This is a genomic window from Leifsonia xyli subsp. cynodontis (genome assembly GCF_050632205.1).
GTDB classification, from domain to species: domain Bacteria; phylum Actinomycetota; class Actinomycetes; order Actinomycetales; family Microbacteriaceae; genus Leifsonia; species Leifsonia xyli_D.
Genome location: NZ_CP192578.1, coordinates 1,366,795 through 1,383,338 on the forward strand (window position 1 = coordinate 1,366,795; position 16,544 = coordinate 1,383,338).

A 16,544-nucleotide genomic window follows, 5' to 3' on the forward strand; every position below is an offset into this window, starting at 1 on the left:
TGTTTAGACTGACGACGGATCTGGAGGTGCCTGTGACCACGCTGACGACGGAGCTCCCGCCCGAGCTCGCGCGCGGCATCGACCAGACCGTCGAGCTGCTCCAGGGCCGCCGCGTCGCGGTGCTCACCGGCGCCGGCGTCTCCACCGACTCAGGCATCCCGGACTACCGGGGCGAGGGCGCGCCGAAGCGCACGCCCATGACGTTCCAGCAGTTCCTGGCGGACGACCGCTTCCGCAAGCGCTACTGGGCCGGCAGCCACCTCGGCTACCGCCGGTTCGCCGCCGCGCATCCGAACGAGGGCCACCGGGCCCTCGCCGCGCTGGAGGCGTCCGGCGCCGCGAACGGCGTCATCACCCAGAACGTGGACGGGCTGCACAAGCAGGCGGGGTCACGCCGGGTCGTCGACCTGCACGGCGCGATGGATCGGGTGCTCTGCCTGGTCTGCGGCCAGATCTTCGCCCGCGAGGCGATCACCGCGCGGATCGACGCCGCCAACCCGTGGCTCGACACCGAGGGGGCGGTCGAGATCGCCCCGGACGGCGACGCGATCGTGACCGACATCGACGCCTTCGTGGTGCCGGACTGCACCGTCTGCGGCGGCCACCTCAAGCCCGACGTCGTGTTCTTCGGGGAGTTCGTCCCGCCCGAGAAGTACCGCGAGGCGAGTGCCCTGGTCCGTTCGGCGGACGCGCTGCTCATCGCCGGCTCCTCCCTGGTCGTCAACTCCGGCATCCGTCTGCTCGAGGAGGCACGCCGTCGCCGCCTGCCGATCGTCATCGTCAACCGCGGCCAGACCAAGGGCGACGGCCGCGCGACCGTTAAGCTGGACGGTGGGACGACGGAGACGCTGGTCGAGCTGGCCAAGCGACTGGGCTGAGCCGCCCACCATCCCGGCAGCACCGCGTCCCGCAGCGAAAGGACGCGCGTGACCTTCATCTCCCTCGTTCGGCACGGACAGACCGACTGGAACCTCGCCAAGCGCATCCAGGGCTCCAGCGACATCCCGCTCAACGCCACCGGGCGCGAGCAGGCCGAGACGACCGGGCGCGCGCTCTCCGGCGGGCGGTTCGACGCGATCTACGCGAGCCCGCTCTCGCGCGCGTTCGACACCGCGCGGATCATCGCCGGGCACATCGGCCTGGGCGAGCCGCGGCCGCTGGCGGCGGTCGCCGAGCGCAACTACGGCGAGGCGGAGGGCCTCACCGGCGCGCAGATCCTCGCCCGCTGGCCGGAGGGCGTGCCGGTCCCCGGCCGGGAGACGCGGGAGGAGGTCGTCGCACGGGCGCTGCCCGCCCTGCGTGAGCTCGGCGAGCAGCATCCCGGCGAGAACGTGATCGTGGTCAGCCACGGCGGCGTCATCTCGTCGCTGGTCCGCCACGTCACCGACCACGCCCTCCCGGGCCCGGGCGAGCTCATCCCCAACGGCTCCGTGCACCGCTTCATCTACGACGACGGCGCGCTCACCCTCGACCGCTTCAACCTCGGCCCGGAGGACCGCGACCTCTTCACCGCCTCCGTGATGTGAGCGGTCAGCATGTGACATCGTGACGATAGCCGCCGGCCTTCGCCGTGGCCACTATCTGCGGCGTCGCATCCGTTTGAGGAATCACCCCGAGCGCGCTGATCTTCTGCGGATTCGCCTTGTAGCAGCCCGCTACGACAATCCAGGCAGATGCATCCGCATTCTCGTTGTACGTCGGCGACGTGTGCAGAACGTTCTCGGACAAGTCGATGACGTTCGGTGAGTTCAGGTGCTGCATTGCAGCGCTGAGAGTCTCGCCGATGTACTTCTCGGGGTCCGGCGTGTTCGACGTGCATCCGGTCAAGGCCAAGACGGCGACTGCAGCGACCGCGACCGCCCGACCAAGCTGTTGGATCTTCATCGTTCTTCCTTCGAATGGCTTTCCTTCTACTTGCAGTAGATCTGATTGCTGTACGCCGAGAAAGCATGCAGCCACCCGCTGTACGTGCTCGTGACGCCCGATGGCGCGCTGGTGACCTTCTTGATCCGGTACGTGAAGTAGCGCCCGACAGCGTAGCCGGTCCACGCAACTCCCGGTCGGAGTCGGGGCGAAGTGCAGCCGACGGAGATGGATGTCGAACCAGCCGACGAGATACCCAGACCACTCGCCACACCACCACTGTTCCACCCGAGCGACACATCGATGGAGTTGGTTGCGCTCTTGCCCGCTGTGATCGTGCATGTCCCGTTCGACGCGTAGCACCGCGCGACGATGTGTGTGAAGTCGACACGACCACCGGCGTAAGAGGAGTTGACGACTTGGAAGGTCGTTCCGTAGACAGGCCTAGCCGGCAGGCCCGCTTTCGGCTCACTGGAGGCGAATCCGGTAACGGCGACACCGACGACGAGCGCGCCCGCTGACATCCACACTCGAGATCTCCGCATTCGGGGATCCCCTTTCCTGGTTCGACAAGGAACGCGCGGACGTGCACCTGGCCCAGACAGAGCTGGAAGCGGCATCGCCCACGACTGCGACAGGAGAAGCACCTGTCATACCTTCTAAGACGTCGAACTCGCTCGCGTATGACGCGAGCGATAGGAATCCGCGCAAACGCGGACTATGTCAGCGCAAGCGCGCGACCGCCGTGAGCACCACGACCCGCCGAGCCGACCAGAGTCCGGTCAGCCGGAGCAGGACGTGAGGGAATCGACCGGGGCGGTCAGCACGGTCGGTCCGCCGATCAACGTCACGGTGCGCACTCCCAGGCGTCCCATGTCGGCCAGCACCCCGCTCGGCACACACGTACCCGGAGCGAGGAACAGCGGCGACGACGTCTTGCCCGCCCAGCTGCTCGCTGCCAGGGCGTCAGGGTAACCGAAGCCGGTGGCGAGGAAGGCCGTGGATGCGGTCGCGTAGGTGCTGACGTTGACGGCCTCGGCCGTCGCGTACCGATCGGAGCCCGCGAGGCGGGAGACGGTGTACCCGGCCTTCGTGAGCGAGTACTCGAGCGCGCTCGACATGACCGTCGTCCCGCCGACCAGCTTCACCTTCGTGGCCCCGAGCGACGTCAGCAGCGCCGCGGTCGCCGGATCGATGCCGCCGGCCGCGCCGTTCACCAGGAGGACGGGCTCGCCCGTCGAGCCTGCGGCGCCGCCCGCCGACAGAGCGTCCGGGAAGTTGGTGCCGGATGCGAGGTACACCGTGCTCGCGGTCGAGAACGCACCGGTCACCACCAAACGGGAGGTGGCGAAGCGGTCGTCTCCCGCCGCTCGGCTCACGGTCGCGGACGGGGCCGCGGTGCGCAGCTGGCTCAGCACATGGTCCGACACGGCCGTCGCGCCCCCGGCGACGACGATCTTCGACGGCTTGAGGCGCGCGACCTCGGCAGCGACGTCGGTGGTCAGCCCGGAGGACGGCGTCAGCAGCAGGGGGCCACCGGCCTTCGTCGCGGCTGGGCCGGCGGCGAGAGCGTCCGGATAGTTCTGGCCGGAGGCGATGTAGACGACGGGAGCCGTGCCGGGAAACGCCCGCTTCGAGACGGCCACGGAGGTCGCGAAGCGGTCGCTGCCCGCCACCCGCTCGGTGGTGAGCTTGCGGACCACCGAGACCAGCGTGTTCCCGGCTGCCGCGCCCGACACGTACACGCTTCCCGTGCTCGGATTCACCGCGACGTCGGCCGGGGTCGGAACGGAGACCCCGGCGACGACGGCGTGGGATGCCGTGCCGATCGCGAGCACCTCGTTGACGGTGCCGCCCTCGAAGGGCTGGGAGACGGCCGCGTACAGCGTGCCGGCGGTCGTGTCCACCTCCAGCGATTCCGCCTGCGCCGGGAGTGCGATGGTGGACGAGATGGCAGCGCCGCCGCGTGGCACGAGCGCGACCTCGTACGCGGTCGAGAACGGTGTCGTGCGGCGGCCGACGTACACCGTTCCATCTGCCGGGTCGACTGTCGCGATGCTGGCGATCCCGGTCAGCGGAACCGCGCGTGTCAGCGCGTTCGTCGCCGTACTGAACGCGTACAGGGTGGAAGCGGTCGGCGAGCCCGTCACGGCGTACACGAGGCCGCCGGCCGGGTCGACGGCGACCGAGGTCGGCCCCTGCATCGTCGGCGGCAGCGACACCGCCGTCGGCGTGACGCCCGCGCCGCCGATGGCCGTCGTGATCTGCGCGGCCGTCAGCACCAGCAACGATGGCGTCGGTGTTCCGCCGACCGAGCGCGTTCCGACGAAGTAGACGGCGCCCGTCGCGCTGTCGACCGCCATCCCACTGTTGCCGGACGCGCCCACCAGGGTGACCGCACCGAGCGGGATGGTCGCGACCTGGGTCGCCGTCGCGGTGTCGAACACCGCCACTGAGGCGGTGCCCGCAGCGGTGTCCGCGATCGTGACATAGACGTGCCCGCGGGCGGCGTCGATGTCGACGCCGTTCGGGATGTGCGGAAGCGGGATCGTCTTCGTCACCGAACCGTCGGCGAGGTTCAGCGCCGACAGGCTGCTGTGGTCGCTCCCGCCCTCCAACGCGTACAGGGTGTTCTTCGAGGGATCGACCGCCATCGTCGGGATGGTCGCCCATGCGTCGCCGCCGGATGGTACGGGCAGCTGTTCGACGACGCGATACATCGACTGGTCCGCGTTCGCCGGCACTGCGCCAAGCGCGGCCCCCGCGATCGCGGTCACCATCGCGAGACCCGCGGCCGCGGCCGTCCTGAACCACCTTTTGTCTGACATCGACGTCCCCCCGAAGAAAAGTGCACTTCTGCACACTTCGCGATTATGGCATCAAACGCGCTTCCGTTTCGAGTGCCCTGTCGCGTTCAGCACCTCGAGGAGCCGGGCGGCCGAGCCGTCCCAGGTGTAGCGCTCCGCCTGCGCGCGGCCCGCCGCCGAGCGGGAGGCCCACACGCCGGGTGCCTCGAGTTCGCGGACGCGCGCCGCGACCTCCTCGGCCGAATCGGGCGGGAAGTACAGCGCGGCCTCTCCCCCGATCTCGCGGAAGATGGGGATGTCGCTCACGAGGACGGGCGTCCCGAGCGTCATCGACTCCAGCAGCGGGATGCCGAAGCCCTCGTCGCGGGATGCCGTGACCAATGCCGTCGCGGCGGCCAGCGTCTCGGCGTACTCGTCGTCGCTCGCGCCGTTGTGGAAGACGATCGTCGCGCCGGGCGCGAGTTCCGTTAGCCGCCGGCGCTCCGCATCCGTCACCCGGCTCATCAGGTGGAGCGTGTAGCCGGGCAGCAGCGCGACGGCGCGCACCAGAGTGTCCACGTTCTTGTACGGCATGAACGAGCCCATGTAGACGAGACTCTTGGTCTCGGGCGCCGTGCGCTCGGCGCGGCCGGACGCGAGTTCCGGCATGTCGGCCGCGTTGGGCACGACGTGAACCGGGCGTTTCGTCAGGTGGTGCTCCGCGATGAGCCCCTTTGTGGTGTCCGAGACGGTGACGACGGCATCGGAGCGGTTGAGCAGCAGCCGCTGCGGCCACCACGCCAGGTGGTACAGCCGCCAGAGTCCCCGCACGAAGGCCGGCAGGTCGCGCGGCGGCGTCGGGTGCCGGTAGTAGATGAGGTCGTGGACGGTCAGCACGAGCCGGTACTTCCGGCCGAACGCGCCCATCGTCTGCATCGGGGTGAAGACGACGTCAGGGTGCAGCTTGTTGACGGTGCGCGCGACCCAGGGCTCCCCCACCGCGGTCGGCGAGGGGATGAGCTCCCACGGCAGCTCGGGCAGCAGCTCCAGCTGGCGGTGGTCGCTGATCAGCATGGTCACCGGGTGCAGCTTCGCGAGGGCCGTCACCAGCCCGGCGGTGTAGCGGCTGATGCCGTCGTGCCGGCCGATGCGCGTGTACCGGCAGTCGAAGAGGATCCTCACGCCGCCGTCCCCTCGGCCAGGAACCGCTCGATCGCGCGGGCGGCGGCCACCGGAGTCTCGTAGTGGATGAGGTGCCCGACATCCGGGATCACCACCAGTTGCGCGTCGGGGAACAGCGTCTGCAGGCGGTACTCGGCCGCGATCGGGGTGATGTCGTCCTTCTCGGCGGCGACCAGCAGCGTCCGCTCCGGGATCCGCGGCGCATACTCGCTGACGTCGTGCTCCACGGACGCGCGGAACGCCTCGAGCACGACCCGGCGGTCGCTGAAGGCGGAGAAGTAGCGGTCGTGCTGGTCGTGGATCCAGCGGCGAAGGGACGCATCCCGCGTCTTCGCCATCGCCAGGCTCATCACGCGCACGATCACGCGGTTGCGCAGCAGGGCGAAGCCGAGACGCTCGGGCAGCGCGGCCGCCAGCCAGTAGTAGAAGATCGCGAGGCGGGTGAAGACGCCGCGCGGGCCTTCGAGCGCCGGCTGCCCGATCGGGTTCACCAGCACGACGGCGTCGGGACGAGGCGAGCCGGCCGGCTCGCCGGCCAGCGCCCCGGCGACGACGATCGACCCGAACGAGTGGCCCAGCAGAACCACGCGGGCGGCGGCGGGGAGGCCCAGCGCGGCCACGAACGCGCGCAGCCAGCGGCCGTAGCCGTCGATGTCGTGCGCCGCCTCCCTCATCGGCGTGGACCCCCCGAACCCGGGCAGGTCGGGCGAGACCATGCGCACGCCGTCCAGCTGCGCGACGACCGGCTCCAGTCCGTGGTGATCGCCGCGGAAGCCGTGCACGAGCACGAGCACCGTCGACGCGTGCGGGTCGCCGTAATCCCAGTAGCGGGTGGTGGAACCGAGGACGCTGACCGCCTCCTCGCGGACGGGCACGCGCTCGAGCGCGACGGCGTAAGGGGAGGTGACAGGCATCGCCTGACAGTCTAGGCGGCGCGGCCGACAAGAGGACTGGACAGGCCACGGTCGGCACGCCCTAGACTCTGCTGAGTGCAATCGCTTGCACCGCACTGCCGCGCCCGCGCACCACCCCCGTCCTCCATCCCCCGCACAAGGAGAACCGTGAGCTTCACCGCGCCCATCACGCTGCCCGGCCTCGCCCTCGATCCCCAGTGGTACCGCCGGTCGGTCTTCTACGAGGTCATGGTGCGGTCGTTCGTCGACAGCAACGGAGACGGATCCGGCGACATCGCCGGGCTCACCGGGAAACTCGACTACCTGCAGTGGCTGGGCATCGACGCCCTGTGGCTTCCGCCGTTCTTCCAGTCGCCGCTGCGCGACGGCGGCTACGACGTCTCGGACTTCACGTCGATCCTGCCCGAGTTCGGCACCATCGACGAGTTCCGCGAGCTGGTGACCAAGGCGCACGAGCGCAACATGCGCATCATCATCGACCTCCCGATCAACCACACCTCCGACCAGCACGAGTGGTTCCAGCAGTCGCGCTCCGACCCGGAGGGGCCGTACGGCGACTTCTACGTGTGGAACGACACGGACGACAAGTGGCCGGACATCCGCGTCATCTTCGTCGACACCGAGGACTCCAACTGGGCGTTCGACGAGGCGCGCCGCCAGTTCTACTTCCACCGCTTCTTCTCGCACCAGCCCGACCTCAACTTCGAGAACCCGGCCGTGCACCAGGCGATGTACGACATCGTCAAGTTCTGGCTCGACCTGGGCGTCGACGGCTTCCGGCTCGACGCCATCCCGTACCTCTACGAGTCCGACGAGGGCAACGGCGAGGGCGAGCCGAAGACGCACGAGTTCATCATCAAGCTGCGCGAGTGGGTCGATCGCGAGTACCCGGGCCGCATCATGATCGCGGAGGCCAACCAGTGGCCCCGCGAGGTCGCGGCCTTCTTCGGCAGCGAAGAGGAGCCGGAGTGCCACATGGCCTTCGACTTCCCGGTGATGCCGCGCATCTTCTACGCGCTCCGGTCGCAGCAGGCCGGCGAGCTGGTGCGGGTGCTGTCCGAGACGACCGACGTCCCGGAGGGCGCCGCGTGGGGCGTCTTCCTGCGCAACCACGACGAGCTCACGCTCGAGATGGTGAGCGAGGAGTACCGCCAGGCAATGTACGGCTGGTACGCCTACGACCCGCGGATGCGCGCCAACATCGGCATCCGGCGCCGCCTCGCGCCGCTGCTCGACAACTCGCGCGCCGAGCTCGAGCTGGCCCACGCGCTGCTGTTCTCGCTGCCCGGCAGCCCGTTCCTCTACTACGGCGACGAGATCGGGATGGGCGACAACATCTGGCTGCCCGACCGCGACAGCTCGCGCACGCCGATGCAGTGGACGCCGGATCGCAACGCCGGCTTCTCCAGCGCCGACCCGGGCAAGCTCTTCCTCCCGGTCGTGCAGTCCCTGGTCTTCCACTACAACCAGGTGAACGTGGAGGCGCAGCTCGCCCAGTCCCGCTCGCTGCTGCACTGGATCCGCAACGTCATCCACGTGCGGAAGGCGCATCCGGTGTTCGGCCTCGGCGACATCCGCGTGCTGCCGACCGATCACGAGTCGGTGCTCGCCTTCGTGCGGTCGTACGCCGGCAGCGGGACGCACTTCGGCGACCAGCCGGAGGACGTGCTGTGCGTGTTCTCGTTCGCGCACAACCCGGTGTCGGTCACGCTCGAGGCGCCCGAGTTCGCCGGGAGCACGCTGTACGACCTGTTCGGCGGGGCGGAGTTCCCGACCGTCGCCGACGACGGCCGCTTCACGCTGACCCTCGGCACGCAGAACTTCTACTGGCTGCACATGGAGCCGCGCCGCGCCTGATTGCGCTCGCTCCGCATCCTGCCGAGTGGCGACATCCGCTCACCACTCGGCGCGGATTCGCGCACCTTCTCACGACTCGGCGCGCCATCCGTTCGGATGACGGAGGTCGTGCCTAGCGTTGAGTCATGAGCACGTGGCACCACCGGCTGGGAGTCTTCGACCTGGAGACCACCGGGATCGACGTCGAATCGGCTCGGATCGTGACCGCGCACGTCGGCCTCCTCGACGAGACCGGCGAGGTGCTGCACCGCCGGGACTGGCTGCTCGACCCGGGCGTCGACATCCCGTCCGAGGCGACGGCCGTGCACGGCATCACCACCGAGCAGGCGCGCGCCGCCGGGATGAATGCCGCCCGCGGCGTCGCGGCGATCGTCGCGCAGCTGCGCAGCCTGTTCGACCGCGGCATCCCCGTGGTCGCCTACAACGCCCCCTACGACTTCACGCTGCTCGACCGCGAGGCGCGGCGGTACGACGTGGCGCCGCTGGTCTCGCCGGGCCCGATCATCGACCCGCTCGTGATCGACAAGGCGGTCGACAAGTACCGCAGGGGCAAGCGGACGCTGACCGTCACCGCGACCCACTACGGCGTCGACCTGCTCGCCGCCCACGATGCGGGCGCGGATGCGATCGCCGCCGGCCGCGTCGCGCAGGCGCTCGCGCGCATCCACGCCGAGGCTCTCGCACTGGAGGCGGCGGAGCTGCACCTGCGCCAGGTCGACTGGTGCCGGGAGCAGGCGGCCGACTTCCAGGAGTACATGCGGCGCGAGCGCGACCCCCAGTTCACCACCTCCGGAGACTGGCCGCTGCGCTGACCGCTGCGGGCTCCGACGCTTCCCCCGCATGCGGGGGCTTCTGCGGACGCCCGCTGGCCCGCTACGTTGTGTGCCATGAGCGATTCCAACCTGAACCCCCAGCCCCTCCCGCCGCAGCAGCAGCAGCCGCAGTACGCGCAGCCCTACGGCGCGGCTGAGCCCCGGTGGAACACCATGGCGATCGTCGCGTTCATCGTGACGTTCTTCATCAACATCGTCGGCATCATCCTCGGTTTCATCGCCCTGTCGCAGATCAAGCGCACCGGCGAGAAGGGTCGCGGACTGGCGCTGGCCGCCGTCATCATCGGCTTCATCTCGATCGTCATCGGCATCATCTGGGTCATCCTGATCGTCTCGCTCGCTGCGAGCGGCAACTACACCACCACGTCCTGAGCCACAGCGGTCGCTGCCGATCGAAGGAGTTCGGGTGCCGAATCTCCTTCGATCGGCAGTCCCGCGGGAGATTCGACGGTGAGCCGCCCGAATCTCCTTCGATAGCGGGCACGGCCCGCGCCGGCGACCCGCGCAGCGGCAACGACGAAGGCCCCCGTCCAGCGGACGGGGGCCTTCGTGCTGCGGCGGAGCCGCGTGCGGCTTACTTGCCGAAGTTCTTGTAGCGCGAGTTGAACTTCTCGACACGGCCGGCCGAGTCGAGGATGCGCTGCTTGCCCGTGTAGAACGGGTGCGACTCGGAAGAGATCTCGACGTCGATCACCGGGTAGGTGTTGCCGTCCTCCCACTCGATCGTCTTGTCGCTCGAGACGGTGGAGCGGGTGAGGAACGTCGCACCCGAGGCCAGGTCGCGGAAAACCACCGGGGCGTAGTCGGGGTGGATGCCAGTCTTCATCAGGACTTCCTTGTTGCGTGTCGTATTCGGTCGTGTCCGCGCCGGACGGCGTGAGGACGGGAAGCTTATCGGCCCAGGTCGGGCCAGCTATCTACTTTAGCAGATCGGCGCGGATGAACCGTCACCCGGCGGCGCGCGCCGTGTAGCGCCCGTCGGCCTCGCTGATCTCCACCGCGACACCGAACGTGTCGCTCAGGTTCTCGCTGGTGAGCACCTCGCCTATGGGGCCTGCGGCCGCGATCTCGCCCTCCTTGAGCAGCAGCGCGCGGTTGAAGCCCTGCGGGATCTCCTCCACGTGGTGGGTGACCATCACGATCGCCGGGGACTTCGGGTCGCTGGCGTAGCCGCCGAGCAGCTTCACGAGCTCCTCGCGCCCGCCCAGGTCGAGGCTGGCGGCCGGCTCGTCGAGCAGCAGGATCTCGGGGTCGGTCATCACCGAGCGGGCGATCTGCACGCGCTTCTGCTCGCCGTCGGAGAGGCTGCCGAAGGTCCGCTCCGCCAGGTGGTCGAGGTGCCACTCGGCGAGCACGCGGTGCGCCCGGCGCTCGTCGATCTCCTCGTACAGCTCGTGCCAGCGGCCGGTGACGGCGTACGCGGCGGTCATCACCACATCCAGCACACGCTCGTTGCGCGGGATGCGCCGGGCCAGCGCGCTGGACGCGAACCCGAGCAGCGGCCTCAGCTCGGCCAGGTCGGTGTGGCCGACGGACTCGCCGAGCACGACGGCCTCGCCCGAGCTCGGGTGCAGCGCGGCCGCGGCGATCTGCAGCAGGGTGGTCTTGCCCGCGCCGTTGCGGCCCAGGATGACCCACCGCTCGTCCGGCTCGACCGCCCAGTCGATTCCCTTCAGGACGGGGTTGCCGTCCCGCACAACGGACACGTCGGAAAGTCGGATAACGCTGTCGGCCATGCGCTCCAGCCTACCTGCGCTAGCGGCCGATGAGTGACCGGTACACGTCCCGCGTCTGCTCGGCGATGGCCGTCCAGCTGAACGAGGTCTCGGCGCGCTCACGGCCCACGCGGCCCATCTCCGCCGCCCGCTCCGGATCGCTCACGACCTCGATCAGGGCGGCCGCGAGGTCGTCCACGAACCGCTCCGGATCGGTCGGCGTGCCGGTGCCGTCCTGCAGCTGCTGGATGGGCACCAGCCGGCCGGTGACGCCGTCCACGATGACCTCGGGGATGCCGCCGGTCGCGGTGCCGACGACGGGCAGCCCGCACGCCATGGCCTCCAGGTTGACGATCCCCAGCGGCTCGTAGATCGACGGGCAGACGAACACGGTGGACGCGGTGAGCGCGATCCGCAGCTCGTCGTTCGGGAGCAGGCGGTCGATCCACACCACTCCGTCGCGCTCCCGCTGCAGCTGCTCCACGAGTCCGGCGACCTCGGCGAGGATCTCCGGCGTGTCGGGCGCGCCCGCGCAGAGGATGATCTGCACCTCGGGCGGCAGCCGGCGCACCGCGCGCAGCAGGTACGGCAGGCCCTTCTGGCGGGTGATCCGGCCAACGAAGATGACGGCCGGGCGCTCCGGGTCGATGCCGAGCGCACGCGCGCGGTCGTCGTCGCGCAGCGGCTGCCAGCGCTCCAGGTCGATGCCGTTGTAGATCGTCACGACCTTGGTCGGGTCGAGGTCGGGGTAGGCCGCGAGGATGTCGCGCCGCATCCCGTCGCTGACCGCGATCACCGTGTCCGCACCCTCGAAGGCCGTCTTCTCGATCCAGCTGGAGACGCGGTAACCGCCGCCCAGCTGCTCCGCCTTCCACGGCCGCAACGGCTCGAGGCTGTGCGCGGTGACGACGTGCGGGACGCCGTGCAGCAGCTTGGCCAGATGGCCCGCGCCGTTCGCATACCAGGTGTGCGAATGGACCACATCCGCTCCCCCGCAGTCCTGCGCCATCTGCAGGTCGACGCCCAGCGTCGCGATCGCGCCGTTCGCCTCCGCGAGCTCCGCCGGCACGCGGTACGACGCGGTATCCGGCTCCTCCCGGGGCTCGCCGAAGGCCCGCACGACGACCTCGGTGTCGGTGCGGAGGGCCCGCACCAGCTCGGTCACGTGCACCCCGGCGCCGCCGTAGATGTCCGGCGGGTACTCCCTGGTCAGAAGATCGACGCGCATGACCAAAACGCTAGTACAGCGAACACTTCGCCTCTACTGTTAGGGGCATGGCACCAGGCAAGAAGATCTTCGGCATCGTCCTCGCGGGCGGAGAGGGAAAGCGGCTGATGCCGTTGACGGCGGACCGCGCGAAGCCCGCCGTCCCGTTCGGCGGGCAGTACCGCCTGATCGACTTCGCGCTGTCGAACCTGATCAACTCGCAGCTGCGCCAGATCGTCGTGCTCACCCAGTACAAGTCCCACAGCCTCGACCGTCACGTGTCCCAGACCTGGCGGCTCGACGGCATCACCAGCTCGTACATCGCCTCCGTCCCCGCTCAGCAGCGCCTCGGGAAGCGCTGGTTCAGCGGGTCGGCGGACGCCATCCTGCAGAGCCTCAACCTGCTGCGCGACGAGAAGCCCGACATCGTGGTGGTCGTCGGCGCGGACCACGTGTACCGGATGGACTTCGGCCAGATGATCGAGGCGCACATCGCCTCCGGGGCCCCGGCGAGCGTCGCCGCCATCCGCCAGCCCATCGGTCTCGCCGACCAGTTCGGCGTCATCGAGGTGGAGCCCGACCGCCCGGACCGCATCGGCGCCTTCCGCGAGAAGCCGCGCGACCCGATCGGCCTTCCGGACTCGCCGAACGAGGTGCTCGCCTCGATGGGCAACTACGTCTTCGACGCCGACGCCCTCATCGACGCGGTGATCCGCGACGGCGACAAGCCCGACTCCAACCACGACATGGGCGGCGACATCATCCCCGACTTCGTCGCCCGCGGCGAGGCGGCGGTCTACGACTTCAACAACAACGACGTCCCGGGATCCACCGACCGCGACCGTTACTACTGGCGGGATGTGGGGACGATCGACTCGTTCTTCGAGGCCCACCAGGACCTCATCTCGGCCCTGCCGATCTTCAACCTCTACAACAACAGCTGGCCGATCTTCAGCCAGGTGCTCAACTCGCCGCCGGCGAAGATCGTGCGGGACGGACGCGGTGCGCTCGGCACGACCATCGACTCCATCGTCTCGCTCGGCTCCGTCATCTCGGGCGCCCACCTCGAGCGCAGCGTGCTCGGACCGTGGGCCAAGGTCGACTCCGGCGCCAAGGTCATCGACTCGGTCGTCTTCGAGCGCGCCGTGATCGAGCCGAACGCGTTCGTCGGCCGGGCCATCCTCGACAAGGATGTGGTGGTCGCCGAGGGCGCGCAGATCGGCGTCGACCCGGAGCGGGACCGCGCGCGCGGCTTCACGGTGACCGAATCCGGCATCACCGTGGTCGGCAAGGGCGTGCACGTCGTTCCATGAGCGACTCGCATCACCGCAAGGCGTCCGTCCTGGTCGTGCTCGACGCCGACTCCACCCTGCTCCAGGACGAGGTCATCGAACTGCTCGCCGAGGAGGCGGGCTCCCGCACCGAGGTGGCGGAGATCACCGAGCGCGCGATGCGCGGCGAGCTGGACTTCGAGCGCAGCCTGCGTGAGCGCGTCCGCACACTGAAGGGCCTTCCCGCCTCGGTGTTCGCCCATGTGGGCGAGCGCATCCGCGTCACCGAGGGCGTGCCGGAGCTCGTCGCGGGCGTCCAGGCCGCTGGCGGCGTGGTCGGCGTCGTCTCCGGCGGCTTCCACGAACTGCTCGACCCGATCGGCGAGCGGCTCGGACTCGATCACTGGCGGGCGAACCGCCTGGTGGTGCGGGATGGTGTGCTCACCGGCGAGGTCGACGGACCGGTCGTCGATGCGGCCGCCAAGGCGCAGGCGCTGCTGTTCTGGGCCGCGGACGCGGGCGTGCACCTGAGGCAGACCGTCGCGATCGGCGACGGCGCCAACGACCTGCGGATGATGGCGGAGGCGGGCCTCGCGGTCGCCTTCAACGCCAAGCCGAAGGTGCGGGCCGAGGCGGACCTGGTCATCGACCGCCCCGACCTGTCGCAGGTGCTGCCCCTCCTCGGCCTGCGCGGCTGACCGCGTGGGTCAGTGGCCCATCCCGAGGCCGCCGTCGACCGGGATGACCGCGCCGGAGATGTAGCCGGCGTCGTCGCCCGCGATCCAGGTGACGACCTTGGCGACTTCCGACGCCTGTGCGAAGCGGCCGGCCGGGATGCTCTTCTTGTACTCGGCCTGCTGCGCTTCCGGCAACGCGGCCGTCATGTCCGTCTCGATGAAGCCGGGGGCGACGACGTTGGCGGTGATGCCGCGTGCCCCGAGCTCGCGCGTGATCGACCGCGCCATGCCGACGAGGCCGGCCTTCGAGGACGCGTAGTTGACCTGGCCGGCGCCGCCGAACAGCCCGACGACGCTCGAGATCAGCACGATGCGGCCGAAGCGTGCCCTCAGCATCCCCTTGTTCGCCCGCTTGACGACCCGGAAGGCGCCGCCCAGGTTCGTCTCGACGACCGAGTCGAACTCCTCGTCCGTCATGCGCATCAGCAGCGTGTCCTTGGTGATGCCCGCGTTGGCGACCACGACCTCCACCGGGCCGAGCTTCTCCTCCACCTCGGTGAACGCCGCGTCGACCGAGGCCGTGTCGGTCACATCCGCCCGCACCGTCAGGGCGCCCTCCGGTCCCTCCCCCGAGCGCGCCGTGACCGCGACGCGGTGGCCCTGGGCGACGAACTCCTCGGCGATGGCGTAGCCGATCCCCCGGTTGCCTCCGGTGACGAGGACGGTGCGTGGCGTGGTCATGCGCTTCCCTTCAGGAACAGCTTTCTGCGTATTCGGCCCGAGCAGGCCCGTCGAATAGTTTATGGACGTACTCTGGGGTGAACGCACATGAAGAAGCCCTCAGCCCCGTCGATCACGAGCCTCCCCCTCTCCCCGGACGAGGAGCGCAAGCACCGGATGATCAAGTATTCGGTCGCTATGGGCGTCCGTGTGCTCTGCCTCATCGCCGCGGTCATCGTGCCCGGTTGGTGGGCCGCGATCCCGCTGGTCGGCGCGATCTTCCTGCCGTACTTCGCGGTCGTCATCGCGAACGTGTCGGTGGAGCAGGGCCGGGTGGATGTTCAGCGTCCGGGCAGTATCGTTCCAGTGGCGCCTCCGCCGCAGGCGCCGAGGGACGAGCCTCGGGAGGGCTGATGATCGGGATGGGCGAGCCTGCGCCGCTGACCTGTTCGCGCGCCGGCTGCCGTGAGCGTGCGTCGTGGCGGATCGAGTGGCGCAACCCGCGCATCCACTCGGAGGATCGCGTGAAGGTGTGGCTCGCGTGCGACGAGCACGTGGAGTTCCTGCGCGAGTTCCTCGCCGCGCGCGAGTTCCCGGTCCGCGTGGTCCCCGCGGTGGGTTCGGACGCATGAGCGACCCGAAATCCGCCGGCTGGCGGTTCGCCTTCTCGCGCCGCTGGCTCGGCTACCTCGCCTTCGCCATCGTGTTCGCGATCGCGTGCGGGTTCCTCTCCAACTGGCAGTTGGCCCGCAGCAAGGAGGCTGCCGCCGCCAATGCCCTGATCACGGCGAACTTCGACTCGAAGCCGGTTCCGTTGACGACAGAGCTGCCGACGCTCGGCGCGTACTCGGCGAAGCAGGAGTGGACCCGCGTCACGGTGCGCGGCACGTACGAGCGCGACAAGCAGCTGCTCGTGCGCAACCGCCCATTCAACGGCAATCCCGGGTTCGAGGTGCTCACGCCGCTGCGCACGGCCGACGGGACGCTGTTCATCGTGGACCGGGGATGGGTGCCCACCGGCAGCAAGACGGACGCCCCCGACCATGTGCCCGCGGCGCCCGCCGGCGAGGTGACCGTGGTCGCGCGTCTCAAGGCCAGCGAACCGGCCATCCCAGGGCGTACGGCGACCGGCGATCAGGTGGGGACCATCCAGCTCTCCGTCGTCGAGCAGAAGCTCGACGGCGCGGACATGTACACCGGCGCGTACGGACTGCTCGATTCGGAGGACCCGGCGCCCGCGACCGCGCCGACGCCGACCGTGACCTCTCCCCCGACGCAGGACGAGGGGCTCCATTGGTCGTACATGATCCAGTGGATCATCTTCGCCCTGATCGGCTTCTTCGGCCTCGGCTACGCGCTGGTGACCGAGTACCGTAAGCGCAACTCCGACGACCCGGCCGAGCGCGCACGGGCCGCCGAACGGGAGCGCCGCCGCCGCGCGAAGCGGACCGACTCCGACGTCGAGGACGAACTGCTCGACGCCACGCACTGATCGCGTGCTATCGTCATCCCGATCGTG

Annotated in this window: 19 protein-coding genes; 10 read left to right on the forward strand and 9 right to left on the reverse strand. The window is 69.6% G+C overall.

The window, feature by feature from the left end:
• Positions 1–32: 32 nt before the first annotated feature.
• A complete protein-coding gene (locus tag ACQ86M_RS06790; protein WP_431221437.1) occupies positions 33–878 on the forward strand; it encodes a Sir2 family NAD-dependent protein deacetylase in 846 nt (281 codons plus the stop codon).
• A gap of 48 nt (positions 879–926) precedes the next feature.
• Positions 927–1,526: a histidine phosphatase family protein gene (locus tag ACQ86M_RS06795; protein WP_431221312.1), complete on the forward strand. Its 600-nt coding sequence runs from the start codon at positions 927–929 to the stop codon at positions 1,524–1,526.
• Between the two features lie 4 nt (positions 1,527–1,530).
• Here ACQ86M_RS06795 and ACQ86M_RS06800 read toward each other — a convergent pair whose 3' ends face one another.
• The 5 genes from ACQ86M_RS06800 to ACQ86M_RS06820 form a co-directional block, all read right to left on the reverse strand.
• Complete coding sequence (locus tag ACQ86M_RS06800) at positions 1,531–1,884, reverse strand: hypothetical protein (protein WP_431247523.1); 354 nt, start codon at positions 1,882–1,884, stop codon at positions 1,531–1,533.
• Between the two features lie 26 nt (positions 1,885–1,910).
• Positions 1,911–2,387: a hypothetical protein gene (locus ACQ86M_RS06805; RefSeq protein ID WP_431247524.1), complete on the reverse strand. Its 477-nt coding sequence runs from the start codon at positions 2,385–2,387 to the stop codon at positions 1,911–1,913.
• Positions 2,388–2,645: 258 nt separating this feature from the next.
• Positions 2,646–4,691 carry a cell wall-binding repeat-containing protein gene (locus ACQ86M_RS06810; RefSeq protein ID WP_431247525.1) on the reverse strand — a complete coding sequence of 682 codons (2,046 nt, stop codon included), beginning with the start codon at positions 4,689–4,691 and terminating at the stop codon, positions 2,646–2,648.
• Between the two features lie 51 nt (positions 4,692–4,742).
• The gene (locus ACQ86M_RS06815; protein ID WP_431247526.1) at positions 4,743–5,831 is read right to left on the reverse strand and encodes a glycosyltransferase family 4 protein; all 1,089 of its coding nucleotides are present in this window, start codon (positions 5,829–5,831) and stop codon (positions 4,743–4,745) included.
• Positions 5,828–6,745, reverse strand: a complete 918-nt coding sequence (locus ACQ86M_RS06820) for an alpha/beta fold hydrolase (protein WP_431247527.1) — start codon at positions 6,743–6,745, stop codon at positions 5,828–5,830. The genes ACQ86M_RS06815 and ACQ86M_RS06820 overlap by 4 nt, the downstream gene beginning before the upstream one ends.
• 147 nt (positions 6,746–6,892) lie before the next feature.
• On the opposite strand from ACQ86M_RS06820, the gene treS reads away from it, so the two are divergent.
• The 3 genes from treS (at position 6,893) to ACQ86M_RS06835 (ending at position 9,807) form a co-directional block, all read left to right on the forward strand.
• Positions 6,893–8,602, forward strand: a complete 1,710-nt coding sequence (gene treS / locus ACQ86M_RS06825) for a maltose alpha-D-glucosyltransferase (RefSeq protein WP_431247528.1) — start codon at positions 6,893–6,895, stop codon at positions 8,600–8,602.
• A 125-nt stretch (positions 8,603–8,727) separates the two neighbouring features.
• Positions 8,728–9,414 carry an exonuclease domain-containing protein gene (locus ACQ86M_RS06830; protein WP_431247529.1) on the forward strand — a complete coding sequence of 229 codons (687 nt, stop codon included), beginning with the start codon at positions 8,728–8,730 and terminating at the stop codon, positions 9,412–9,414.
• Positions 9,415–9,489: 75 nt separating this feature from the next.
• Complete coding sequence (locus ACQ86M_RS06835) at positions 9,490–9,807, forward strand: DUF4190 domain-containing protein (protein ID WP_431221318.1); 318 nt, start codon at positions 9,490–9,492, stop codon at positions 9,805–9,807.
• A 202-nt stretch (positions 9,808–10,009) separates the two neighbouring features.
• Here ACQ86M_RS06835 and ACQ86M_RS06840 read toward each other — a convergent pair whose 3' ends face one another.
• The 3 genes from ACQ86M_RS06840 to glgA all read right to left on the reverse strand — a co-directional run bounded on the left by ACQ86M_RS06840 (position 10,010) and on the right by glgA (position 12,378).
• Complete coding sequence (locus ACQ86M_RS06840; protein ID WP_115696813.1) at positions 10,010–10,261, reverse strand: type B 50S ribosomal protein L31; 252 nt, start codon at positions 10,259–10,261, stop codon at positions 10,010–10,012.
• Between the two features lie 121 nt (positions 10,262–10,382).
• Positions 10,383–11,171 carry an ABC transporter ATP-binding protein gene (locus ACQ86M_RS06845; protein ID WP_431221319.1) on the reverse strand — a complete coding sequence of 263 codons (789 nt, stop codon included), beginning with the start codon at positions 11,169–11,171 and terminating at the stop codon, positions 10,383–10,385.
• Between the two features lie 19 nt (positions 11,172–11,190).
• Complete coding sequence (gene glgA / locus ACQ86M_RS06850; protein ID WP_431247530.1) at positions 11,191–12,378, reverse strand: glycogen synthase; 1,188 nt, start codon at positions 12,376–12,378, stop codon at positions 11,191–11,193.
• Positions 12,379–12,425: 47 nt separating this feature from the next.
• Between glgA and ACQ86M_RS06855 the strand changes: the two genes are divergently transcribed.
• The gene (locus ACQ86M_RS06855) at positions 12,426–13,670 is read left to right on the forward strand and encodes a glucose-1-phosphate adenylyltransferase (RefSeq protein WP_431221321.1); all 1,245 of its coding nucleotides are present in this window, start codon (positions 12,426–12,428) and stop codon (positions 13,668–13,670) included.
• Entirely contained in the window at positions 13,667–14,326 is a 660-nt protein-coding gene (gene serB, locus ACQ86M_RS06860) for a phosphoserine phosphatase SerB (protein ID WP_431247531.1), read from the forward strand. The genes ACQ86M_RS06855 and serB overlap by 4 nt, the downstream gene beginning before the upstream one ends.
• A gap of 9 nt (positions 14,327–14,335) precedes the next feature.
• Here the strand turns inward: serB and fabG are convergent, their stop codons facing one another.
• Positions 14,336–15,046 (reverse strand): 3-oxoacyl-ACP reductase FabG, encoded by a 711-nt coding sequence (fabG, locus tag ACQ86M_RS06865; protein WP_431247532.1) that lies wholly within the window; start codon positions 15,044–15,046, stop codon positions 14,336–14,338.
• A gap of 87 nt (positions 15,047–15,133) precedes the next feature.
• On the opposite strand from fabG, the gene ACQ86M_RS06870 reads away from it, so the two are divergent.
• The 3 genes from ACQ86M_RS06870 to ACQ86M_RS06880 are packed head-to-tail and all read left to right on the forward strand — an operon-like array spanning position 15,134 to position 16,517.
• Positions 15,134–15,439, forward strand: a complete 306-nt coding sequence (locus ACQ86M_RS06870) for a DUF3099 domain-containing protein (protein WP_431247533.1) — start codon at positions 15,134–15,136, stop codon at positions 15,437–15,439.
• Positions 15,439–15,657, forward strand: a complete 219-nt coding sequence (locus ACQ86M_RS06875) for a hypothetical protein (RefSeq protein WP_431247534.1) — start codon at positions 15,439–15,441, stop codon at positions 15,655–15,657. The genes ACQ86M_RS06870 and ACQ86M_RS06875 overlap by 1 nt, the downstream gene beginning before the upstream one ends.
• Positions 15,654–16,517, forward strand: coding sequence for an SURF1 family cytochrome oxidase biogenesis protein (locus ACQ86M_RS06880; protein WP_431247535.1), 864 nt, complete (start codon positions 15,654–15,656; stop codon positions 16,515–16,517). Before ACQ86M_RS06875 ends, ACQ86M_RS06880 begins: the two co-directional genes overlap by 4 nt.
• Positions 16,518–16,544: the final 27 nt, after the last annotated feature.